At 48.2% G+C, this 24514-nt stretch carries 12 protein-coding genes; 2 read left to right on the top strand and 10 right to left on the bottom strand.

Going from position 1 to position 24514, the window contains the following annotated elements; genetic code table 11:
* The coding region (locus AC1DXC_RS26285; protein WP_477462154.1) for a cadherin-like beta sandwich domain-containing protein at positions 1-3099 on the bottom strand (3099 nt) is incomplete at its 3' end.
* A 357-nt stretch (positions 3100-3456) separates the two neighbouring features.
* Here AC1DXC_RS26285 and AC1DXC_RS26280 point away from each other — a divergent pair.
* Together AC1DXC_RS26280 and AC1DXC_RS26275 are read left to right on the top strand one after the other, a co-directional pair.
* On the top strand, positions 3457-5547 hold the full coding sequence (locus AC1DXC_RS26280) for a tetratricopeptide repeat-containing sensor histidine kinase (protein ID WP_477462153.1): 2091 nt from the start codon (positions 3457-3459) through the stop codon (positions 5545-5547).
* 11 nt (positions 5548-5558) lie between these two features.
* Positions 5559-6203, top strand: a complete 645-nt coding sequence (locus AC1DXC_RS26275) for a response regulator (RefSeq protein ID WP_477462152.1) — start codon at positions 5559-5561, stop codon at positions 6201-6203.
* Between the two features lie 293 nt (positions 6204-6496).
* On the opposite strand, the gene AC1DXC_RS26270 is transcribed toward AC1DXC_RS26275, so the two are convergent.
* The 9 genes from AC1DXC_RS26270 to AC1DXC_RS26230 form a co-directional block, all read right to left on the bottom strand.
* Positions 6497-7459, bottom strand: a complete 963-nt coding sequence (locus AC1DXC_RS26270) for a PorP/SprF family type IX secretion system membrane protein (protein WP_477462151.1) — start codon at positions 7457-7459, stop codon at positions 6497-6499.
* A gap of 455 nt (positions 7460-7914) precedes the next feature.
* Positions 7915-9945 (bottom strand): alpha-amylase family protein, encoded by a 2031-nt coding sequence (locus AC1DXC_RS26265; protein WP_477462150.1) that lies wholly within the window; start codon positions 9943-9945, stop codon positions 7915-7917.
* Positions 9946-9959: 14 nt separating this feature from the next.
* Positions 9960-12287, bottom strand: a complete 2328-nt coding sequence (locus AC1DXC_RS26260) for a glycoside hydrolase family 95 protein (protein WP_477462149.1) — start codon at positions 12285-12287, stop codon at positions 9960-9962.
* Between the two features lie 147 nt (positions 12288-12434).
* Positions 12435-14369, bottom strand: coding sequence for an SGNH/GDSL hydrolase family protein (locus tag AC1DXC_RS26255; protein WP_477462148.1), 1935 nt, complete (start codon positions 14367-14369; stop codon positions 12435-12437).
* Positions 14370-14507: 138 nt separating this feature from the next.
* Positions 14508-15734, bottom strand: coding sequence for a DUF4998 domain-containing protein (locus tag AC1DXC_RS26250; RefSeq protein WP_477462147.1), 1227 nt, complete (start codon positions 15732-15734; stop codon positions 14508-14510).
* Positions 15735-15756: 22 nt separating this feature from the next.
* Positions 15757-17001, bottom strand: a complete 1245-nt coding sequence (locus tag AC1DXC_RS26245) for a DUF5000 domain-containing lipoprotein (RefSeq protein ID WP_477462146.1) — start codon at positions 16999-17001, stop codon at positions 15757-15759.
* Positions 17002-17038: 37 nt separating this feature from the next.
* Positions 17039-18949: a RagB/SusD family nutrient uptake outer membrane protein gene (locus AC1DXC_RS26240; protein ID WP_477462145.1), complete on the bottom strand. Its 1911-nt coding sequence runs from the start codon at positions 18947-18949 to the stop codon at positions 17039-17041.
* Between the two features lie 25 nt (positions 18950-18974).
* On the bottom strand, positions 18975-22229 hold the full coding sequence (locus AC1DXC_RS26235; protein ID WP_477462144.1) for a SusC/RagA family TonB-linked outer membrane protein: 3255 nt from the start codon (positions 22227-22229) through the stop codon (positions 18975-18977).
* A gap of 611 nt (positions 22230-22840) precedes the next feature.
* Positions 22841-24493: a sodium:solute symporter gene (locus tag AC1DXC_RS26230; RefSeq protein ID WP_477462143.1), complete on the bottom strand. Its 1653-nt coding sequence runs from the start codon at positions 24491-24493 to the stop codon at positions 22841-22843.
* Between the last annotated feature and the right edge of the window lie 21 nt (positions 24494-24514).

Genomic DNA, 24514 nt, shown 5'->3' with positions numbered 1-24514 from the left:
CGTGGTAACGCCATCCTCCGCCGTTGCCTGTACAGCAATTAACGTTGATACCCCGCTAAGGGCAATCGTTATTGGTGTGCCGCTGGCTGCTATGTTGCCGTTTACCTTGAGGGTGGCATGTACATCTTCTGCTGTTGGCGTAAGCACTACGCTTGTCGCTGTGTTTGACACAGAAGTCTTGTAATTTTCATTGCCGCTACCTGTGGTGCCCGTGAGGTTTGCCCCTGAAACTTTTAACGATACATTCGCATTGCCCGATAGCGCACGGGTTACCACAATCGTATACGTTTTAGTGCTACCTCCTGCTGACGGCGTCACTGCCACCGTAACGGTATTGTCGCCGGTGGATAAAGCGATAGGGGCCGATGCCGCACCGCTGGCCACTGTTGCGCCGTTTACTTTTATAACCGCTGCAACATTGCTGGCCGTTGGCGTAAGTGTAATACTGCTTATTGTATTTTCAACAGAAATCGTATAGGATAAAACATCATTGCTAAACGCCGGGCTTAATGTACCGCTCCCGGGTACAAGGTTAGCCAAGTCTGTAGGGGTTGCAGCGGCCTGCAAGGTAAAACTAAGCACGCCCGACGGAGATGCCGTTACGGTACCTGCTGCAGACTTGGTTACCGTAACCGTTGCGCCGTTATAAGTTAAAGCATATTTTTGGTTAGGATCTAACCCGCAAAGCGTGTGAGTGCCCGCAACGGGGCCGGTATAAGCATACGATGCTACCGAAACCGGTGCCGGGTATTTGGCAATACTGGTGTTAAACAGTACTACTTCGGTATTGCCGTTTACGGTTATCAGGCTTCCTTCCATGTTGTTTTGCGTGGTAGCAATGGCCGTGGTTACCATTTCTGTAGCGGTTTTGGCGCCGGGTTGCATTACGGTTACGATATCCTGCTTAAGCGGGTTGTTGGGCACGCTTACTTCGGCGCGCCAGGTATTGGTGTTAAATGCATAATTAACGCCGCTTCCATAAACGTTATCGGGGTTATTGCTTTCGTCTACAGCAGCCACGTTTACCACGGCAGGGATAACCGTATGTATGAATAATTTTGAATTATCCAAAGTAGCGGTAACGTTATTACCGTTTACCACCGGCTGATTTAAAAAGTGCCAGCGTAAATGTTTTTTGTATTGCCCTGCAGCGTTGGTGCTGTTCTTTGCCTGGAAATTATCATAAGTTACAAATACGTTGGAGTTACGCAGGTACAAAAAAGAGCGGTAAAAATACCGGACGGACCGCTTGCTGGTGTCGGGATTATAATAGCTTATGTAGTACGCGCTGGTAAGGTCCGATCGGAAGTACGAGAATTGATCGTTTTGCTCCTGGTGAGTTGGCTCATCATATCCAAATGAAGTTTGGCCGCCAACGGTATGTGACGGATCAGGGTATGGTGGGTCGTAATCCGTGCCATCGTTTATGAATAATGTATTGCTTTGGCTGCTCCAATAAGAGTAGTTTGTAGACCCACTAATTCCGTTTCCGCCGCTTGCAGGCACCTCATTAGCACCTACTAATAGCAGATCATCCCCATCATGGCCGTCGCCGCGTACAATTTTAAAGTGGCCTGCATTGTTATGGTTATGCTGATCGTATGCGGCTACCCCCATCTCCAGCGCCGCCCAGGTTGCTCCAGTCGTCCAGTCAGAACGCATGTAAAACTTATTAAGATCTGTGTTAACCGGCACGGCGTTATAAGTATTAACGGTTGGAATAGGGTAATAAGGCTTGTAATTATAAGCCGCAGAGGCGCGTGTTTTGCTGTAAAGCATTTTCTCCCAGGTTGTTTCGAGGTATCCAACACTGTAAATCAACAAGTTTACCGGCTTAAGCGCAGTTTTATAAAAGTATTCTATGTTTGGCCCCTGTGGCGTGCCCTCTAATATAGCAGATAAACGCAACGGCAAGCCATAGGACGATACACAACCCAAAAAAGAGCCGTTATCATTAGCGTTATCGTACTGAAAGTTGCTGGGCGTATAAGCGTGTACCAAAGCCTCTGCCGTTTTGGTCATGAATGTTTTAAAGCTGGCGTCTGTTTGCATCAGGTCTTCCCCGGTACAGCTTTTTACCAGGTAATAGTAATCTATCAGGAAACTGGTTGAGGCACCTCCATAGCTCCAGCCCTGTACCGGTATCCCATCTCTTTGCGGGGCTGCCAGGATAGTTTTGGGGCCGAGGTATGATTTTGACGCACCCGATGGTAAGCCGCCTTTAACTGATTGCGTAAAATAATTGAGTGCAGTCTCTGCAGATGTTGTGGTATTCGGGTTTAAGCTACCCGGTGTACCTATAGCACGCTGACGGGCAAAATCAATCATCTTTTGCGACATCGGGTCATCGCTGCCAATGGCATAGCCCATATAGCCGGCACATATCAGGTGCCCAATAAAGTAGTTCCCGGTTGGGTCATCCTGCAGCTGGTTCAGTACGTAAGGTTTGGCGCTCATAAACGTGAACCAATCCTTCATTACGTTCAGCAGGGCAGCTTTGCGGGCAGCGCCCAGTTCATCATAACACCAATCGTAGATAACGGCTATGGTTTTACCCACATGGCGTGTGGCATAAGAACTATTGTATTGAAATATATTTGGCTGATAAGTGGTATTTGGCGGGTAATCGGCATAGCCTTTTATAATCACATCTGCCAGTGCCAACATTTTGTTAGAGTACGCGGTGGCATTTGCACCTGCATTATTGGTTTTGGTGAGTTGGTGCGCCATACCCAAAATAAGGGCTGCTTCTTCCCAGTTACTCCCGCAATAGGAATAAAACACATCGCCGGTATTGTAGTAAGCCGAGCTCCCTGCGTTAGCCGGGTTCCACGCTATAACAGTATGTGGTAAATATTTATTTGCAGCGGCTAAAAGGTTGGTCCAGTCGGCGCTGTTGCTGTTCTTCTTGGCAAACAGGGCCGCTTTGGTGGGCGCATCTAAAAATATGCGGGGGCGGCTGGCTACCACGGGTTGCTGTGCAAAGGCCGTTAGCCCCAATGTTAAATTCAAGAAACATATAAGGGCAAATTTGCAGCTAAACTTGTTTAACAGAAAGAGAAGTAATTCCTCCAGTTTGCGGCGTAGGTACTTTATCATAGGTGTGATTTTAAGGTGTTAAGTATTGTGTATCACCGTATGCTAATCTCCTCAACATTTAAAGCTACTGCTTACGGCTATAATTTGCACAAAGATACCTGTGCGTACGCTGGTGAAAAATCGTCTTTTAGGGTGATACCAGGCTTAGCCATCGCGATAGTGGCTGCTTCCAAAGCATTCGTATCACCCTAAAAGGTGATATTTTAATCACGGCTTTTTTGCTTGCTTTGAGGCGGCTTAAAACGCAGAATATTAGTAAGGGTTTTAGTGAATAATCACCAATGAAATCTGCGGGGCTAAAACATTATATTTTGTTACTTTAGGTGAAAGTATATGCTTTTATAAAACCTACACCGAATGCGACGTTTTTACGCCTTAATTTTACTGCTGTTTATAGTAACGCTTAGGCTGCAAGCACAAAACCCGGCCATTGATAGCCTAAAGAAAATCATCGCATTGCACAAGGGCGATGAAACTGAATGCATCAGCCTGAACCGATTGGCCTCGCAACTTACCCGGTACGATATGAACCAGGCGAAGTATCACCTCTTTAATGCTATCAGGCTGGGTACTAAAGTAAACAGCCCGCGTAGCCTTAGCGCATCGTACGCACAACTGGTTACTATCTATTATGGTACAGGGTTGCGAGACAGTGCCGAATATTATTTAAGTAAAGCAAAAGAGATAGCAGACAATGCCAATTCGGGCTCTAAAAATGATATCAGGGCAAAAATGAATTATTATAGTTCGGCGGGCTTGCTCTATAAAATGGAAGGCAATTATAATAAGGCCCAACCTAATTTTTTAAGCGCACTGGAATTGAGTAAAAAATTGGGGCAGGAACCCTCGGACCTTGAAGGCATCGCCGGGCAATCACTTAATGTTGGCAATACTTATGTAAACCTTGCCGACTATAAAAAAGCACTGGCCTACCACCTGAAGGCCTTGAAGCTTTTTTTACAAGTTAATAGCCAAAAGGGCGTATCGTTTTCCTACCAGGCCCTGGCCGAAGATTTTACCAAGCTGCAACTGTATGGCCAGGCGCTCCCCTATGCCTTACAAGCGCAAGCCCTCAAAAAAACAATAAACGATAAACGCGGGGCATCGTCGGCCAGTATTGGGCTGGCCATTATATACAGGGGATTAAAACGATATGAAGACGCACTTGTACAGTTTAATATAGCCCTGCAAGTATTAAAAGACATGAATTTGACTGCCGAGCAGGTAACCACCCTCACAGAAATTGGCAACACCTACGGCGAAATGAACAAGCCACAGGATGCCATTGCCTGGCTTACCAAAGCAAAGGTATTAGCTGCAAAAATGGGCGATACCGCTGCCGCCACCATTATTGATACCAAAATAAACTACTTGCAGGCCGGCACAAAGGCAAAAAAGCAATCGGAAGAGAAGCTGCTTACGGCTGTAAACACATCGATAAAAAGGGGGGATAAACAACAGGAGGTTGATAATTATAAATACCTGGCCAAATTTTATGCAGACGAAAAAGATTTTGAAAAGGCGCTGGCCTATAATGAGAGATACCACGCAGCCATAGATGCCATCCAAAACAACGAACTTACCCTTCAGATAAAAAAACTGGAAGAAAATTTCAACATCCAGCGCAAGGAACAGGAAATTGCCCTGCTGAAGAAAGACCAAAAGATAAACAAAACAAACCTGGAAAAGCAAACCACGCTGCGATATGCATACATCGTGGTGGGTGGCCTGCTCCTGCTCATCATCGCCATAGCGGCTTACCGCAACGGCACTATTCAAAAGGCGAAGGGCATCATAGAAATGGACGAGATGCGCATAGCCATTGCACGCGACCTTCACGATGATATCGGCTCGCGGCTTACTAATATCCAGTTCCTTACCGAGCTTTTCCGCCAGCCCATTACCGGGCCGAAGAGCGAGAAGGATTTCATCATAGATATACGGGAAGAGTTGCTGGCCTCTACCGAGGCACTCGACGAGATCGTATGGAATATGAAAACCAAACCCGACGACTATAGCACGCTGCAGGTGCGCATGATGCGCTACGCCGGAGATATATTCGACGACCATGACATCGAATACCGACTGGATATGGACGAGAAATTTGCCGATAACACCCTCTCGCACGAAAAGCAGCGCGACGTATTTTTGATGTATAAAGAAATACTGAACAATATCCGCAAGCATGCTGCCGCCAAAAACGTGACTATATCGCTTAAGGCCGATAAGGGGCAGATGCAGATAACCATCAAAGATGATGGCAGGGGTTTCGACCCGGATGCGGTAAAAAGCAAGGGCCGCAACGGCCTGCAGAACATTAAAACCCGTATAGAAAAATGGGGCGGCAAACTGACGATGCAATCAGATAATGGCACGCTGGTGAGCGTCACCATCCCGATAACCAAAAAAAACAAACCCTGGGGCGTAAAGCGTTTCCAAAGGGTATAACCTAAAAGAATATGGAACAGAAACTGGTGATATTTGAAGATAATGAGGCCCTGCGCAACTCGCTGGTATATCTTTTAAACTCACAGAATTATAACGTAGTAGGCGATTATAACAACGTAAACGATGCCTTGACACAGATAAACCTCACCCAGCCCGACCTGGTTATTATGGACATTGACATGCCCGGCAAAGATGGCATTACCGCCGTAGGCGAAATAAAAGAGGTACGCCCCGAAACCATCATTATCATGTACACCCAGTTTGAAGATGACGAACGGCTGTTCAGAAGCATTTGCGCCGGGGCCGATGGTTATATCCTCAAAAAAATATCTCCCGAGAAGTTTTTCGATGCTATTAAAGATGTGCTGAATGGCGGTGCGCCCATGTCGCCGCTGATTGCTAAAAAGGTAATCAACTCCTTTAAAATGCAAAAACCCGCATCCAGCAGTAGCCCACAGCTTAAGTACGACCTAACCAACCGCGAGGCCGAAATACTGCAACTGCTTACCAAAGGCTACAGCGTAAAACTGATAGCACATGAGATGTGCATTGCCTACGATACCGCCCGATCGCACCTGCGCAACACTTATCGCAAGCTGCACGTAAACTGCGGCAAGGAAGCCATTGCCATTTTGCTGGCCGATAAAATTAGCTGATTAATATGGATGAAGGCTCATCGGCTGCATCAAATTTGGTGATTATACACACAAAAGAGGCTGTATCATAAATACATTTTAGGTATCTACTCAAAATCAAATTTGGCTTTGTGTTCTTTGTGTTTCTCCCTTTGTGGACTTGTGGTAACATTTTAACCACAAAGTCCGCAAAGATTGGCATATAGTTTAGCGCAAAGGGCACAAAGCCTATCTTGACCAAATTTAGTTGGTTGTTGTTTAACCCTGGGTTTTATTTATGATACAGACTCTCTTCTTTAAAGTTTTGACAATACTTACAAAAGTTTCCTCTGCAGATCGCTACCCCAGCGGTAGCTGATGCTTACCTCGTGGGTGGCATTGTTGAAGCCCCCCAGGTTGGTAGATGATGTATTGAACTGGTAACTGTAGCCAACTTTAAAGCTGTTGGCATTTACCGAGATGATGCCCGCCACCTGCTTGTTGGTGCGGTAATTTACCCCAAGGCCCAGCTGCTCTTTGAGGTAGAAAGTGCCCGAAAAATCGGCCACCACCGGCGAGCCCTGCAGGTACGATACCAGCGCCGCAGGCTTCAGCTGCACGTCCTCGTTCAGCTTGGTGATGAAGCCGCCGCTGAAGTAGTAGTGGCTGCGCAGGTAATTGGCCTGCTGTACCGATGCGTTCCCCAGGTTGCGGAAGCTTAGCTCCGGCACCGAAAGCCCCACGTAGTAATTATCGCCGTAGAACATCACCCCGAAGCCGATGTTGGGCTTCGTCTCCCGCACATCCTGGCTAAACAATGGGTCGCTGGCATCCAGCGTGGAGTAATTGGCCACATAGCTACGGATGCCCGCATTCAATGACACCGAAAGGTAGCTGCCGCCACTCAACTGTACCGATTTGGCGAAGAAGGCGTTCACCTCCGTTTGGTTCTCTACCGCGAACTTATCGTTCACCACGAAGAACCCTGCCGCTGCCCCCATCTGCTCCAGCGCAAAGCTGCCGCTTATCAAAAGGCTGCTCGGCGCGCCCTCCAGCCCTATCAGCTGCCTGCGGCCCAGCACGTTGAGGCTGTTGGCCTTATCAAGCAGTGAGTAAGCCGGGTTTACCGGCATAAGGTTATCTGCATATTGGTTATAGCTGAACATGTTCTGCTGGGCCATCGCCCTGCTGCCCGCAAAGAGCAACAGGAACATAACTATCAACTTTATAAAATAAGGTTTTATGATGCGAATGGTACTCTCTTTTTCTATCACTTTTATCTGCGGTAAGGTTATCAATATTCGATCACAAGATAACCACTTTATATTTACTTATTAAAGGAAATTGTTTGCAGGTTCTTTTTTAGAAGGAGAGGGTTTTGCAATTTTTGGCTCTAATTCTTTTCTTGTTTGAATTTAAACACAGCGGTGGTTGAGATGGCTCGGACGTCGCAGAGATATGCTGGCTTTATTTTACTAGTTCTGAAATGGTTTAGTGTAAACCCATAGCCGGATTATGCCCTAAAGGTGTTCCAATTCCATTGAAAAAGTGTTCCACTTATTCTTGTAGCATTTATTTAACTTATTAACAATAAGAATGTTGCGTATTTTACCTAAAGCACAGGGGTGTCCCAAAGTGTTCCGCAAAAAACTGCAACTATTTGATAATCAACAAACATTTAAAAAATAGTGTTCCACATTCAAAGTGGAACACTTGCCGGGATAATGGGCATAAAAGCGGTAAGAACGATGGTCTATTTCAGCGTAATTTGATACAAAGCGGCATCTTCTGCACCCAGTTTCAGGTTGATGCCGTTACCATGCGTAATAGCGTTATCCTGCAATATTTCTTTCACGGAGGCTATTTTAGATACATCCAAGCCCAGCCGTTGAGGCGACAAGGCGTAGGTTTTTGACTGCTTGCCGTAGTTGAAAACCGCCAGGTAAAATGTTTTGCCAAGTTGCTTTACAAACACTTCGCATGCGCCCGTACCCATGTTCCCCTCTACCGGGCGAAAGGCCTTGCCGTTCTTAACCAGTTGCAGCAAATCGCTATTCTGATAGTATTTTTTGATGCGCTCGGTCCATTGCCCGGTTGTGGATAGGTCGTCGCCGCTTATCCAGGTGCCGGTTACCAATGCCGATAGCAGGCGCGCGCGATTGGCTCCCTCCTTTTCATCATTGAACACTACGTGGTCGGCATCTATGTAGTTGTACAGATAGGTTTGCCACCAGCCATAGCTTACGCTGTTGAGGGTGTATTGCGTATTTTCGATGCTTTTGAAGGCATCGCAGGCAATGCGGCGCATGTGGGTGTATCGCCCAGTTGCCAGGCTTGGCGATATGGCGGCGTAAACCAGCATCTGGCTGCCCAGTTGCTGGTTAAGGTATTCCATGCCGGCTTTGTAGGCCTGCATGCCGGTGGTTACCTTGGGGTCGTAAAAATGTTCGCTCTCTACTGCGCCGTGGCCTAAAAAATCTATTTTTATCATCGTAAAACCACAGGCTTTAAGCTTGCCAATAACATAGGCGATGCGTGCTTTTGTACCCGGGTGTGTTGGGTCGAGGGCACGGGCGCCGTCTATATCGTGATAGCCGCCGCCGGTTTTGGTCCACATATCCCCGAATTTGTAATTACCTCCGTCGGCAATCCTGTCCGGACCACCGCCGTGGCCCCAATCGGTAAAAGGTGCCCAATATACGCCGGGCTCCAGGCCCTTGCTTTTGCAGTAATCGGCAAGTTCTTTCAGTTTGCTGTAATCGCCATGTGATATCATCATATCCCAATACGAATCCAGGTCGATATAGGCTGTGTTCCCCGTGCGGAACGCGGGGATACTATCGGCAAAAAAATTCGCCACTTTTACGGTTTTTTCAAAGCTGATGTGTTCCTGTATCACGCCCCAGCTGTTCCAGCCCAGGGGTGTAGGTTTAGTCCAGTTGAAGATGAATGGCGGCTCGGCAATGCGGTTGGCCTTGCCATATTCTTCCATCCCGATGCGCCAATCGGCAAAGCCGCCCACAAATATCCTGGGCGAACGTACCGTATTGCCCCTGATAGCACCATGGGCAATTTTATCGCGGGTAACAGCTTCGGCAGTATAACCAGCCCAAACCCGTATCTGGTTTGCCGATGTACCCGCCTGCGTTTCTACCCCGGTTTTCCATACTTCGTGCTCTACCGAACCGGCAATAATGCCCGCGCGGCTATCGTTGGCGTACACCGCCCCTACTTCGGCACTCATACCCTTGAAACCCTGGGCGAAGGGCCTGGCATCGTAACTGATGAAGGTATCGTTATCGAATGGCACGAAAAGGTTGCGCACATCCTGCCAGGCAATGGCCTTAAATTCGCCTGCTACGGGCTGCATGCTATTCGTCGTCAGCTTATCGCCGCTGAAGGATAATTCGGTCAGAAAATACTCGCGACCGGGATAAGTATAGAATACCTGCTTCATCAGCGGCTTACCCGTGGCACTTAGCACGATGATATTTTTTGTGCCCTTGCCGAAGCCATCGGTAATCGTTATCCTGTAATGCTTGCGTATCTGGTAGTTTTTGGTGCTGAGGGTATCGCCGTTTACCGTTGCCGAAGCGTAGATGCCCTGGAAAACCTCCCTACCGTTTTGTGATACTCTATAGGTACCGTTGCGCAGGTCATAGTGGATGAAACCCGCTTTGCCGAAAGGTATAGTCAACATAGCAGGCGTCTTCGCCGCAGCCGGGAATATGAAAACCAGGGCGAATAGGATGCAGAGCAAATAACGGATATTGCGTTTGGGCATATGATATATGGAGTTTAGGCTTTTACTGTTCTTACCAATTTCACCTGCCCGTTTATCTTCACTTTCACTTTCCGGGGGAGGGAAGAGATTATCTTATAGCTAACCACCTTCCCATTCAACCAACTAAAATTTACCGTATAATTTCCCCTGGCTTTCACACCCTTAACCTGGCCCGATGCTTTCCAGCTATCGGGTACCGCCGGCAGCAGTTCTATAAAACCCGCGTGGCTTTGTATCAGCATTTCTGCTATACCCGCCGTGGTGCCAAAGTTGCCATCAATCTGGAAAGGCGGTCCCGCCGATAATAAGTTTGGATAGATTCCCCCGCCCGCGCCGTAGTTGATATCGGTGCGGGTAGTAGGTTTCATAATTTCGGTAAAGAGTTTATAGGCGCGATTGCCATCGTGCAGGCGCGCCCAGAATAATAATTTATATGCGATAGACCAGCTCGGCCCGTCGTCGCCCCTGACCTCTAAGGTTTTCCTGCAGGCTGCTGCCCACTCCGGGGTACCCTCGGGCGTAATGAGCGATGCCGGGTATAAACCATACAGGTGCGAAACGTGCCTGTGCTGCAGATCAGTTTGCTTGTAATCTTCCAGCCATTCCATCAGGCTGCCGTCTTTGCCTATTTGCCCTGCGGGTGGCAGCAGCTTCAATTTAGCTGCCAGCGTTTTGGCGAAATCGGCATCCTTACCCAATAGTTTGGATGCCGTAATCACGTTGCCGAAAAGCTCGCGAATAATTTGGTTATCGATGGTGGGCGCAACGCAGATGCTGGCCGTTTTGCCGTTGGGCAGGTAAAAAGTATTCTCGGGCGATGAAGACGGCGAGGTAACCAGCCAGCCGGTTTTCTCGTCCTTAACCAACATGCTGCTGTAAAATTGTGCTGAGCCTTTCAGTATGGGGTAAATATCGGCCAGGTATTTTTTATCTTCCGAGAAGGCGTAGTGGTCCCAAAGGTTGTTGCACAGCCAACCGGAGCCTGCTTTGGTTACGCCCCATGAGGCGCTTTCGCCCGGCTCGGTAAAACCCCAAACATTGGTTATTACGTGCGCCACCCAACCATCGGCATTGTAATAAGCTTTGGCGGTGCGCTTGCCGGGTTCTACCATGCCTTTTACCAACTGGGCAAGCGGCAGATTCAATTCCGAAAGATTAGATACCTCTACCGGCCACTGGTTCATCTGTATGTTTACGTCCAGGTGGTAATCGCCGTTCCATGGCGTTTGTATCTGGTTGGCCCACAGCCCCTGCAAATTTGGCGGCAACAAGCCTACCCTGGTACTGCAGATACTCAAATAGCGGCCGAATTGGTAAAAAAGTACAGGCAGGCCTTTATCGGCATTGGGGTTTTGGTGAAAGCTGAGTAGCCTTTTATCAGTTGTTTCATCGGGAGCGGTACTGACGCCTAAATCTACCGACACCCTTTTGAACAGCTTTTGGTACTGCGCAATGTGGGCAGCTTTTTCGGCGGCGTAGCTGTTTTTCAGCGCGGCGGCAAGTTTAGCATCAACATTCGTTTTGTAATCCGCTCCCCGGAAATCGGTACCTGCGGACAGGTAGATGATAACTTCTGTAGCATTCTTTACTACCAACATATTGCCATCGTGGCTTAGGCTGCCGCCGGTTAGTTGGGTCTTTACTTTGGCCAGGTATTGCATACCGCCCGCGCTGGTGCCACTGGCCAATTGGCCGGTCATTTCCAGGCAGCCTTTGTTTTCGATGGTGGTAGCGCGTTCGGGCCGCGAAAGGGCTATGCTGAAATTCAGTTGCCCCGGCTTATCGGCAGATAGCTTAATAATGCTTACATCACTGCCGAAACTGGTAAAATACTCGCGCTTGTAAGTAACTCCACCCCGCTGGAAAGTGGCTGATGCTACGGCGTTATCCAACGATAGTTCGCGTTTATAATTAGTGACGGCGGCATTCGCATCGGCATAATTGAATTTAAGCTGCAGGCTGCCCAAAGTTTGGTAACAGCCGAAAGGCACCCCGCCCGAGCCTATGCCTTTGCAGATGAAATTCTTGTCGACCAGCGCTTGTGCCTCATCATTCTTGCCTTCGGCAAGCAGGCGGCGTATCTCAGGCAGGCTTTTATAGGCCTCGTAATTATTGGCATCCTGTGGTGCACCGCTCCACAGGGTAATATCGTTGAGGGTAATGTTGTCTTCGTTAGTGCCGCCGTCGGGCATCATACCCAACCGACCGTTACCCAAAGGCAGGGTTTCTTCCCAGCGGCTACCGGGTTTATCGTACCAAAGTTTTAGCGGCTTGCTTTGCGCAAAAGCGCTGATCGTAGCGGATAAGGAGAAAATAATAAACAGGTAACCGTGTCTTTTCATTCTATTTGGTTTATTGCCCAAAGGGGGCGACGATTGGCACAGCCAACAAGCCGCGCCATTTTGCGTATTTGTTCAATTTGATTGGTTGCATTAAAAATAAAACCTTATCCACTGCTAAAAAATGGATAAAATCCTAAAAAGCATGGATTATTCGCTCCTTAGGAAGTTTACGATTCGGCAGGCATAGCCCTTGCTGGCTGCAGCGTGCGTGTCGGCAATCTTCATCTTCAATACATGCTTACCCGGCTTCAGGTTACCATCGAACAGCATATACCAGGGCAGATGTAAAAAGCCGCTCCATTGCGTGTACAGGTTGATGGGTTTATAAGCTTTACCATCGATAGTGTAAGAAACAACGCCCGCATCCCCGCCGGATACGATAGCCATGCCTATCGCCCTACCGATAAAGTTCAGTGTTAATTCTGCCCCGGGCTTGTCTGCCGAAAGCACCGGCACATTCACGAAACCCGGGCGCGTGCCCAGCCCATCCGTGGGTGTCCAATTAGGGTTGATGCTCCAATTCGCGTCGTGCTTTGCATTGTTGATGCTGTAGTAATCGCCGTTCATGAAACTGGCGGAGTTAAGAACTTTTTGACCGCGCTTTGCTATAAGGAGTACGTTGTTGCAAGCCTGTAGCAAGGCCTTTATATTGGCGAAGTAAAGCTCCTGTCCAAAGGGCGCGGGGTGCAGGTCCTTAAAATCCTTGTCCCAATCAAATTCCTTATTCTGTACCTTATCGTAAACTTCTTTGGCGATATTGATGGATGGCAAGCCGTAGTGTAGTGCCACCAACTCGTGGTTGGCAACCTCTACAGGTATCCTACCCGATGCATAATCGCGACTCTTATCCGGATCAGCGAAGGACATCATCACGATGTCTATCGCGGGGTTTGCGCGTTTGGCCTGCAGTACTATTCCTTCCAAATCGCGCACCTGGGTGATGCTATCGGTGCCGTTTACACGGTCGTTCACGGCTGCTTCTATAAATAGCAGGTCTACCTTGCCCGAATCGAGCACATCGCGCTTCAGGCGGAAGGCATGCGGCAAGCTACCCAACGAAGGTATGCCTGCGGCGATAAACCTGAATTTTGTATTGGGGAAGCTCTCTTTTAAATACGCACTGACTTTATCGCGCCAGCCTGGGTTAAACGTTATGGATCCGCCCAAAAAAGCTACTGTTACGGGCCGGTTTTGGGTAATAGCATAATAAAAATCGCTTAGGCCATTTCGCTTATTGAAATAATTACTGTAGGGCAACACTGGCTTTACGGGGTACGAGTTACTCATCAAAAAATCAGCAATTGCCTCGGGATGTTCGATGATGAAGTGATGACCAAACAGCTCCTGCGGCTGCTTATCTATAACCACTTCCGTAGCCTGGCCGCCTAAAGCATTATAGTTTTTGACGAGGATATTGGAGTTCTCGGCAACCGGCACCAATTTATCTGCATTGCTGATGTAGTGCAGCAATGGCACATGGAAAGCTGCCAACCCCTCTAAATTATCGATAGGGTTATCCTTAAAGGCCATGGCCTGCGCTTCGGTAAAGCCAAATACCTGTTTAAATTGTTTCCAGGAGGTGGTATCGCCCATGCCGGCACCCTTACCGCCCGGCCAGCTTTTGATGTCACAAACCGGTGTTTCACCATAAATACAGCTCACCTTATCAGGGTTGCGTTTTGCCCAGGCGTAGGCATAAAGACCGCCGCGACTCACTGCCTCCAGCGCTGCTTTGGTACTGAAACCGGCATTTTTTTGCAGGTAAGCATAAAATTTGTCCCATACCTGCATGGCTTGCGGACTGCCATATTGGTTATCTACATCAACATAGGCCACGTACATGCCGCGGCTCAGTAAAATGCTGTCCGCATCAATATGCCAGTCGGGGAAAGAAGAGCGCCAGGCCCAGGGGTTTCCGGGCAGTGGTTTATTGGGTTTTACATAATAAGCAGGATGCCCGTCAATGGTAAAATTAACGCGCTCGAAGCCTTTCCATTTAAGGTTGGCGGTTTGCTTTTGCTGCGCACTTGACTGCAAAACAAGACCTGATAAAAGTAAGAGGACGTAAAAGTATTTAAGCATAGGTGTGTACGTACAGGCTGTTTCTCCTACGGATGCAGTGCAGCCATACATCAACGAATTTAAGGGCTTTAAAATCAATAAGCCATCCATTTTTAAAAACGAATGGCTTATTGATGTGCATATCGGCTCGGATAATGTTTAGTTCAATACATCGTTCCAGAAGGTCATCTCGCTCATGTTGCTGTAATTGCCGTCGCCGGTGGTTACATGCTTAATGCGTACGCGGATGTACCTTACCGGCGGCACCGTACCGAAATCATATTTCTGAGCATTGATGCCATCATCAGTCCTCTTAATGTCTTTCAGCAAGGTCCAGCCTTTGGAAATCATCTCGGCGCTCCAGCCGCCATCGCGCGGCGATAAAGTTGTTGCAGCATCGGTGATATCTGCTATGCCCCAAATCTCGAACTGATCAGGGTTGTTGCAGCAATTACGGCCAATTTCCTCTATAGAAGTCAATTTTTTGTAAACCTTGCCCATATCGAAGGTGATGGTGTGCGGCATGCCGTGGTCGCCATCGCTGTGGAATATGTTAGGGTAACCTTGCGGACCGTTAGAGCCATCCCACAATTTGCTTACGCTGGTTTGGCCATCATAAGTGCCCGCATCGCCGTTTAAGCGGTTCTCGCGGAACAAGGCTTTGTTACACTGTGCTATCCCGGTAATAGTAGGGAATGTGCCGTATGTGTTTACGTAAAAAGTATCTATCGAATTTTTCACCGGCAGGTAACCCGAGCGGAACTGAACAGGAGCGCCCGATTTGTAGTCAGTAAGCGTAATACCTAAACTATCCGGCTTTAGTTGTTTTACTACCTCTACCCCGGCGCGATTGGTGTACTTAATATCCGTACCTACGTTAACAACGCTGGTATCCCTTGATAGGAAGTTAAGCCTGATGTTGCCGTTCTCGCTCACCGTGAAAGGATTGGCCGCATCGATAGTGCGGTTGAGCAAACCGGATTGGTAGATTGGCCCGTAAACCTTTACATTATTGATATCCAATGGGATAGAACGATTGCCCTTTGCATCGTACGAGTAGACGGTAAACGAATAGATATACTCGTTCAAACCCGGAATAACAGCGGTTATAGAATCGGCCGTATTATGGTTGGTAGAGTTGATGGTTACAGAGTCGGCCTTGTTGTTCCAATAAATAACGTACTTGGTTATGCTTGGATCGGGGCTTGGGTTCCAAACCAGGGCGGCGCGCAGGTTACCGCTTTTGGCATGTATTTTTGCAACCACACCCGGGTAAGTTACTTCCTTATTATTAAGGAAATTCTTAAAATCTTTATCCTTGTTGCCACAGCTAAGCAAGCCAAGCAGCAAACAGGAGAACAGGCTTATATTTAAAAGATTTTTCATGATTTCTTATTTAATTGAGCTGTTACTGTGGTTTACCATAAACGGTGACTTCCATTAAGTGGGCAACATCGCCTTTACCCCAGGTATCGTGCACCAAAATGCGCAGGTATTTTACCGGCGGCGCCGAGGTTGGGAACACAAAGTCTACCCCTGCTTCCACGAATTTCTCGTCGGCAGCGTTGGTAAAGCCTGGCTGCAGGCCCGATGGCGGATTTGGATAGCGGAAATTGCTCAAGTTTGTCCAATCGCCTATCACTGTGCCGGCAGGTGCCGATTGCGGCAATACCACATCGGCCGGAGAAGATGCGTTGGACCCCCAGATGGTAAAGTTTTTAGGGTTACCGTGGAAGAACGCATACTCCAACGGCCGCTCGTATATTTTGATACGGCTGAGCTGGGTAGTAACGCCTATCCCGAAGGTTCCTTGAATGGGTTTGCCCGTACCCGGTTGGGTATGCCATCCGTTAGAGTAGCCATCGGTTTTGCCATCCCACAGGTATGGCAGATCCCATCCGTAACCAATTTCGCTATCGCTCGACTGGCGGTAAACCGAGAATTTGGATTTATCCAATTGTGTTTCGAACAGCGGCGTAAGCGTTACGATGGTGGTATCAGACAGGTTACCGAACTGATCCGTTACGTACACGCCGAACTTGGTAGGCACCGAAGGGTACCCACGTACCGAGTAACTGATGGTATCGGTATTGGTGTAATGCTGATCTGCAACCTCCAGTGCCTCGGTGGTTTTATCAAGCGCTACCAAAATCACACCTACTTCTTTGCGGTTTGGGTTGAAGGCGTTGATGTGTACCCCGCCAAAGTCTGTCGCAATGGTCACGGTAGGCTTTATCAGTTTATAAAACGGTGTATTTGGGTGCACCGTTACCTTAACCGGGTCTGATGATACGTTGGCACGGCTTACCACTGTAAGTGTAACATCGTAATCTTTCACTGCGGCAAAACCATCAACGGTAACCGTATCGGTATAATAGCTCGATTTGGTTTCGCGCGAGGTTTTATCGTTGATGTTGTACTTAGCCAGCACGTACAAGATATTATCCGAGTTTGGCAGGTCGTAGGTAATGTACGCGCCGCCGTTGAAATTCTTAACCGCTATATTGGTTATAACGCCCGGCTTTGTTTTATCTGTTGATACCGGCTCGGTATTGAAGCCCTCGTTCTTTTTGCAAGAGCCTATGATACATACCAGCACCAGCGATGCCAGCCATAGCGTTGTTCTCGTGGAAAATCTGTTTATCTTTTTCATATATCTATACTTTTAAGATGTCCTCTGTTTTTAAAGCCTACCAGTATGAGTTTTGTACGAGGTTGCTGTTTACGATCAAATCCTGATCTTTTATCGGCCACAGGTAATTCCTCACCCCGAATACCGAAGTGAACACGGTATGCGGCTGGTAGTAGTTGGCGGGCTGCGCCTCATAAACATTCCAGCCTTGAATCGGCTGGCTCAGCACGTTCTGCATCTCTTTCCAACGGCGCAGGTCCCATCCGCTTTGTGCCTCGAAACAAAGCTCGATGCGGCGTTCCTGGTGAATGATCTGGCGCATGCCATCTTTGGTAGTCACCTTGCCGGGGTTGTTAGAGTAGCTTGTCCATGCAGTAACTACGCCCGGTAAGCCTGCGCGGGTGCGCACCTTATCTATATAGGTAGCCACTTCGCCGGTTGGGCCGCTTTGCTCGTTCAGCGCTTCGGCGTATAACAGGTATAGGCCCGATAGCCTCATTAAAGGCAAGCGGTAGCTGATTTCCTGGAAACCATCATCATAAACTGATAGGTAATTTACCAGTTTTTTTGGCCAGTAGCCGGTGATGTTGAGCGTGTTGATATCCTTGGGGCCGGCAAACGATTCTATACCACGCGCCTCTACATGGTACATATCGCTGAGGTTCACCTTGCCGTTGCCGAACCATATGCCGCCATCAAAACCAAGGTTGGCGTACATGCGCGGCTCGCGGTTAAAGTGTTCTTTAACGGTAGAGTAGCCTTTTGCAATGTAAAAACGGCTTGCATCATCACCTGTTTTGATAGAATAGCGGCCTGCGTAATCAAAGGTTTTATCCTCGTTAATCGGCACGCCTTTATCGCTATAAAACATCTCCTGCGTTGCCAAAGGCACTGCAAACAACGATGGGTTACTGAATATGTTGATAACCGATTTGTTGGTTAAACGCGGCGTTGCATACCCCTGGAAAGGGAAGGTTGGGTTTAGGGCCCATATAAGCTCACTGTTCAATTCCCATTTCTCGGTAACGGCATTCTGTATTGACAGTACCTTGCGCAATGAATCGGGCAATACGGTAATGTTTGCCGGAGGGATAAAAGTGTACAGGTGCATGCCAGCGGCTTCGCACTCGGTAATGGCGGCTTTGGCGGCATCGGCAGCAAGCTTCCATTTGTTGGCATCATAAGCCGCCGGGAAAAGCGCGTTGCCGTCTTTATCCTTCAGACTTACGTAATCGGGGTTACCATTATACAAGGGGCTTGCGGCGGTGGCCAATACTTCGGCTTTTATAGAAAGCGCGATAGGCTTGGTTATGCGGCCCAGCTCCTGAACCTGATTGCCGATAATCGAAGGCAGATCTGGTGCAGCTTCGTCAAGCAAGCTTACGATGTAAGCGAACGTATCGTCAACAGTGGCGCGTTTTACTTTTATCTCATCGGTTGATGCGGTGATGTCCAGGTTTGTTTTTACCAACGGTATTGGGCCGTACATACGCGCCAGGTAGTAGTGGTAATAAGCTTTCAGGAATTTCACCTCCGCTATCCAGCGTTTCTCTTCGGCTATCGACAAATCTACCGGCTTATCTATATTCTCCAGCATGATATTGCACCTGCGGATAGAACGGAAGATAGCCTGTCCGTGGTTTTCGCCATCCCACCAATTAAGACCGGGGTTATTGCTGTTTTGCGTACCGCGCAACAGGCTAAAACCTGTTTCATCGAGCGGGTGCTTGGTTAAATTATTGGGATACACAATTTCTCCCGAGGTAACGAAACCTGGGTTTGCCGTTGCATCATACATCTGCTGTAAAGTTGCGTAGCAGGTAAACAGGTAGTTCTCCGCTTCGTTACGGTTGCGGAAAGCGTACTCCAGCGTACCGGTGTTATCAGGCGCAACGTCCAGGTACTTCTTGCACGACCCGCCCAGTAGCAGCACTGCTAAAACGCATACGATTTTTGATATTTTTTTCATGTTACTGATATGTAAAAGGTGCTGATTATAAGTTGACATTGAGGCCTATGTTGAATACCTTTTGTATGGGGTACGAGAAACCATTGCCGCCAATTTCGGGATCCCATAACTTGAAGGGGCTCCAGGTAAATAAGTTAAGGCCGTTGAAGTAGATGCGGGCCTTGGTCATGCCTAAGCGCTTGGTTAAACTGGCAGGCAGGCTGTAGCCAAACTCTACCGATTTTAAGCGCAGGAAGCTGCCATCGCGCATCCACCAGGTGCTGCCCTGCCTGTTGTTCTCAATTTGGTTGCCGGTAACCCCAAGGCGCGGATATTGCGCGTAAAGGTTCTGGTTATCTACGCTCCAGTGGTCATCAGCAAAAGCTTTCAGTAACTGCGTATTGCCGCTTGCATAAGCACCATCGGGGCTTTGTATAAACGGACTGGTGCGGCTTGGATCTATAAAGAAGCTCACTTGTGCCTGGCCCTGGAAGAAGGCCGAAAGATCGAAGCCTTTGTAGCCGCCCGATAAGCCGTAACCATAAACGATTTGCGGGATTGTTGGGTAACCGATAAAGGTTTGGTCGGCACCGTCAATCTTACCATCGCCGTTCAAATCGCGGTATTTGATATCGCCACCTTTTGGCGCGATGCCGTTGGTAGAGAATATCTGCGTTGGCGAGTTGGCTGCTTCGTTATCATCAACAAACAAACGCTCGGCTATGTAGCCATAGTTACGGTTGATATCCTGACCCGATTGATAGCGGTAAGCTTCGGCGTATTGCGGCTCTTCGTACTTGGCGTATTTGGTGGTGGCCAATGTAAAGTTACCACGTGCCTGTATCCAGCCGCTGCGGCCTAAGCTTTGTTTGTAATCTGTTTGAAAATCGATACCTTTTGAATCGGCAGTACCGAAGTTAGCGCTCACGCCCGATTCCAGGCCCATTGTAGTTGGGATGGCCGAACGCTGCTGCAGGATGTTGTAGCGGTGATATTTGTAAACCTCCGCAACAATGTTCCAGTTTTTGAACAAAGTAAGCTCTAAGCCTAAGTTCAGCTGGCGCGAAGTTTCCCAGGTGATATCGGTATTGGCATAGTTATAAACCTGTACACCGTTGCGGCCATAGCCGTTGTTGGTACCGAATACTGCGGGGTTGCCCCCATTTAGGTTAACATCTGACAGGTAGAAGAAACGTTGCGCACCAATCTGGTCGTTACCTACAGTACCATAGCTGGCTCTTACTTTCATGCGCGAAATCGCGTTATCCAGGCTGCGCCAAAATTTTTCTTCAGAAATTATCCAGGAACCGCCGATAGTAGGGAAGAAACCCCAGCGATGGTTGCTGCTGAAACGCTCTGTACCGTTGTAACCAAAGTTGAACTCTAAGAAGTAACGACTTTTGAACGAGTACGTTGCGCGGCCCGCCACGGTTAAGTTACGGTAAGGGAGTGAGGTGAATAACGAACCGGCGTTACCATAAAGCGTTTGCTGCCTTGTGCCGATCAACGAGCTGCTGATGTTATGATCGCCAAAACGTTTAGAATAATCCATCACGCCCTGAAAAAACAGGTAGGTGTTCAGCTGGCTGGTGTTTGGGTCGCGGTAGTAGCTCAGGTATTCGGTAGCGGCACCGGGCTGCGAGTTTAACCACGATAGCGTGTACTGGTTGCTCTGTTTATCGTAGCTGCCGATGTTGTAATAGAAGGGCGAATAGCCCATCGACGACTCGAAGTACGAGAAACGGTTGGTATGGAATAAACCGTGGAAGTTAAGCCCGCTGGTTAAGAAATCTAAATTTTGATTTAGCTCCAACTGTGCCGACATACGCGACTGCGAAAAGTTTTTATGCCCACGTAATAAAGCCGCATAAGGGTTTAAGTAGCCGATATTATTTGATTGCGCTGTGCTGCCGGGAGCCACTGCATTGCCAAACAAAATGTGTTTGGTGTTTTGATTAGCGTCATCTGCCGGGTACGATGCCGGGAACAGCACCGGGCTGGTGTGCATAGCTATATTGTACAGATCGGTAGAGAAAGACGCATCTGAAGTTAGCGGCCCGTTGTATTCGTTAAACGTACCCACCAGCCTTACAATCAACTCGGTAGATTTGGTAAGGTTGATGTTTACGTTTGAGCGTAACTGGTAATTTTTAAAGTTGATGTTGTTATTGTTGTTGTTCTGGATATCCTCGCGCAAAATACCGTGATCGATATTGTACGAACCGGATACATAATATTTAGCCACGCCGCCGCCGCCGCTTACGCTCATATCTGCGCGTTGGGTGTTGGTGCGGCTTTTAAACAAGGTTTTTATCCAGTCTACAGCGGGGTAAACGTATTGGTTGCTGCCCGGGGCATTATCTAAAGTAGCTTGTGTGTTGATGATCTTATTTTGTGGGAACGGCAATGGGCTCAACGGGTCGCGGGTGATGGTGGCCTCGTTAAAAAGCTTCATGTACGTGATAGGGTCGGCCAGTTCGAGATTCTTGATAGATTGCGAGGTAGAATTCTCTACCCGGGCGTTTATCACAGGCTTGCCCACCTTACCCTCTTTGGTGGTAACCAAAATAACGCCGTTTGCGCCACGTGCGCCGTAAAGTGCCGTTGCGCTGGCATCTTTAAGGATAGAGAAGCTGGCGATATCATCAACCTGCAAACGTGCAAGGTCTGATGCGGAAAGTTCCACGTTATCGATCAAAATAAGCGGATCTTTCTTATACCCGAAAGTAGTTACGCCACGAATAAAGAAGGATGCGTTATCCTGCCCCGGCTGGCCACTTGGCTGGTAAGCAATTACGCCCGCCACCTGGCCCGCTAAGGCGTTGGTTAAGTTACTGGCAGGTATCTTTAAATCGCCGGGGCTTACGGTGGTTACCGAGCCAACAACAGCTTCTTTGCGTTGTTTGCGGCCATAGGCGGTAACTACTACGTCGGCAAATTCATTTTTTGCTTCCCTGATGATGATAGGGTAAATGGTTTTACCGGCTAAAACGGTGAAAGTGGTTTCCTTGTAGCCCACGTAAGTAACACGGAACACCGTACCGGGGTCGGCGTTTACCACGAAGTTACCGTTGACATCGGTAACCGTGGCCAGGTTCTTGCGGTTTTCGGCAACAATGCTTGCGCCGATGATTTTAAGCCCCGCAGTATCGGCAACAGTACCGGTAATGGTTAATTTAGTTTGTGCAGATGCGGTGCCGGCGGTGCTGCATAGTAATATGATGCAGCATAAGGCGGCGAATGCGCAATGCACTATCCTGAGTAACCAATGGCTTTTTATGCATTCGTAAAATGGTCTCATAAAGGTTTCGTCATAAATTGGTTTATTTGAAAAATGGTGGTTGGTTGGCGGGCATCAAAACTTAAGGGACATAGCGATCCACCCTCACAAAATCAATTGCAAAAAATGGGTAGGCTGGCCTGGTTTAAGCCTTTAGTGTTTGCCCGGCAATAAAAATGGGAACTGTGGCTATGGGAGGTTTATTTCCATGGCCAAAATTGAAGACGGGGGTTTAAGTACTTTAAGTTCGTAAGGATGTTTCATAACTATAAGAATTGGTAATTGGTTTCTATAAATGTAGATGCTAAAAAAACGCCTTAAAATGGATAAACCTTTAAAGGTGATGGACAATCGTATTATTTCTGTAGCAGCTTTTTAAATGGTGTTCCTAAGTAAGCCAATCAATGCCCACGATATTTTTATGTTATGCGCCAACTATTCAGCGATTTTGGATTCGCAATCGAATGTAATTTTGAATCCGTCTATTTAACAGTTATGCAGGCAGAAAAAGTTGCAGAAAAGTTGCGGAGGCAAACTGCCGGAAATACTGATGCGGCTGATTTCTCGTCGGTACAAGCTTGATATCATCCTGGCGAATATCGTTTAATAAAATGCGCATTAGCGATATTCGCTTATCTGAACAGCCAGAACAGGGCAATCATGATACCCAACAAAAGCATCGACAAGAATTTATAATTCCCCAAACCTGCCCAGCCGGGGTTCTTAAGCGATTCTAGCGGCGAGCGCCAATAAAGCGTATCGCTTTCGGCAGTGTGCTGCACTTTGTACGCCAACGAGAGGCCAATTTGAAGCAGCAGGCAAAAAACAAACAGATAAAAAGCCATCATCATAAAGGGTACCTGCCCTATTTTGGATAGCGGGCAAAGCTTCCCATACACGAAAACCGCCACCCCTGCTGCCGAGCCTATATATAAAGTAAGCCGTGCCGAAATAGCCGATGCTCCCCGCCAGAACACACCTAACAAAAACACGCAGGTTATTGGCGGTGCTATGTGGGCAATGATATCATTGAGACCATTGAAGATGCTTTCGTAATTATTCAACAAAGGCAGCAATGCCAGCGATACCACAAAGGATATGCCCGCTGCGATTTTGCCCGCCCTTACCAGTTTATCGTCGCTGGCTTCGGGCTTGTAGCGTTTGTAAATATCGTAGCTGGCAAGTGTGGAGATCGAATTCAACGCGCCCGATATCTGGCTCATCAGGCCGGATAATAAGGCGGCAACCAATACCCCTGCCAATCCCTTGGGGATGAGCTGCAGTATCATCAGAGTGTAGATGCCTTTGCTGTTAACCACTTCCTTACCGCCCTCCCCTACCGTTTTAAGGCTACTTAAATCGAGGTGGCCGCTTTGGTATAAGGCATAAGCAAACAGCCCCGGCATCACGAAGATGAACACCGGTAATATTTTGATGAAGCCGCAAAACAGCGGGCCCACACGGGCGTGATTCTCGTCCTTCGCCCCCAAAACACGCTGCACGATGGTTTGATCGGCACACCAGTACCAGATGCCCAGCACCGGGTAACCCAGTAATACCGCATACCAGGGTAAGCCGCTGGCATCGCCATGAGGGCGCATCATCGAAAGTTTGTTCAGTTCGTTTTTCTGCTGCAGCACATGTACCATATCATCCCAGCCGCCCATTTTGTTATAGGCGACTACGCTCATGATTACCGCGCCGGCCAACAATACCACTGTTTGTATCGATTCGGTCACCACCACCGCTTTCAGTCCGCCAACTACCGTATAAATGGTGGTAATAACAGCGATAATAATCACGCTGGTGTACATATCAACCCCAAACAGCGTCTGCAATACAATGCCGCCCGCCAGCAAGGAAAAAGAGATATGGATAATAATGGCCGAGAGGATAGAGATAAAGGCAAGCCAATCTCTACTGGCGCGGTCGTAACGTTTCTCCAAAAAATCGGGCAGTGTTGATACGCCCGACTTGATATAGAACGGTACAAAAAACAAGGCCAGTAAAATCAGCGTGAACGAGGCCATCCACTCGAAGGTACCATTGAGCAGGCCGGTATCGAAACCGCTTTGGGCCAGGCTCACCAAATGCACACAGGATATGTTGGTAGCAAACAGGGCCAACCCTATCATGGGCCATTTTAAGCTTTTGCCCGCCAAAAAGTAGCTACTTGCTTTATCCTTTTGGTTTGCGCGCCTATGCCGCAGTCCGGTGTACAGCCCAATGGCCAATATGGCCAGCACGTATAAAATACTTACCGTGGCATCAAAAGAACCTATCATATCGTGGTATGCGCTGTTTGG

Source organism: Mucilaginibacter sp. P2_D11, from assembly GCF_056404435.1.
Note: the sequence above shows the minus strand (reverse complement) of the source record. Positions and strands in the feature narration are given on the sequence as shown.

Excerpts from the sequence above, each read along its gene's own strand:
- AC1DXC_RS26265 (WP_477462150.1), bottom strand. The coding sequence starts at position 9,945 with ATGCCCAAACGCAATATCCGTTATTTGCTCTGCATCCTATTCGCCCTG.
- AC1DXC_RS26230 (WP_477462143.1), bottom strand. The coding sequence starts at position 24,493 with ATGATAGGTTCTTTTGATGCCACGGTAAGTATTTTATACGTGCTGGCC.
- AC1DXC_RS26275 (WP_477462152.1), top strand. The coding sequence starts at position 5,559 with ATGGAACAGAAACTGGTGATATTTGAAGATAATGAGGCCCTGCGCAAC.
- AC1DXC_RS26245 (WP_477462146.1), bottom strand. The coding sequence starts at position 17,001 with ATGAAAAAGATAAACAGATTTTCCACGAGAACAACGCTATGGCTGGCA.
- AC1DXC_RS26235 (WP_477462144.1), bottom strand. The coding sequence starts at position 22,229 with ATGAGACCATTTTACGAATGCATAAAAAGCCATTGGTTACTCAGGATA.
- AC1DXC_RS26255 (WP_477462148.1), bottom strand. The coding sequence starts at position 14,369 with ATGCTTAAATACTTTTACGTCCTCTTACTTTTATCAGGTCTTGTTTTG.
- AC1DXC_RS26250 (WP_477462147.1), bottom strand. The coding sequence starts at position 15,734 with ATGAAAAATCTTTTAAATATAAGCCTGTTCTCCTGTTTGCTGCTTGGC.
- AC1DXC_RS26240 (WP_477462145.1), bottom strand. The coding sequence starts at position 18,949 with ATGAAAAAAATATCAAAAATCGTATGCGTTTTAGCAGTGCTGCTACTG.
- AC1DXC_RS26260 (WP_477462149.1), bottom strand. The coding sequence starts at position 12,287 with ATGAAAAGACACGGTTACCTGTTTATTATTTTCTCCTTATCCGCTACG.
- AC1DXC_RS26280 (WP_477462153.1), top strand. The coding sequence starts at position 3,457 with ATGCGACGTTTTTACGCCTTAATTTTACTGCTGTTTATAGTAACGCTT.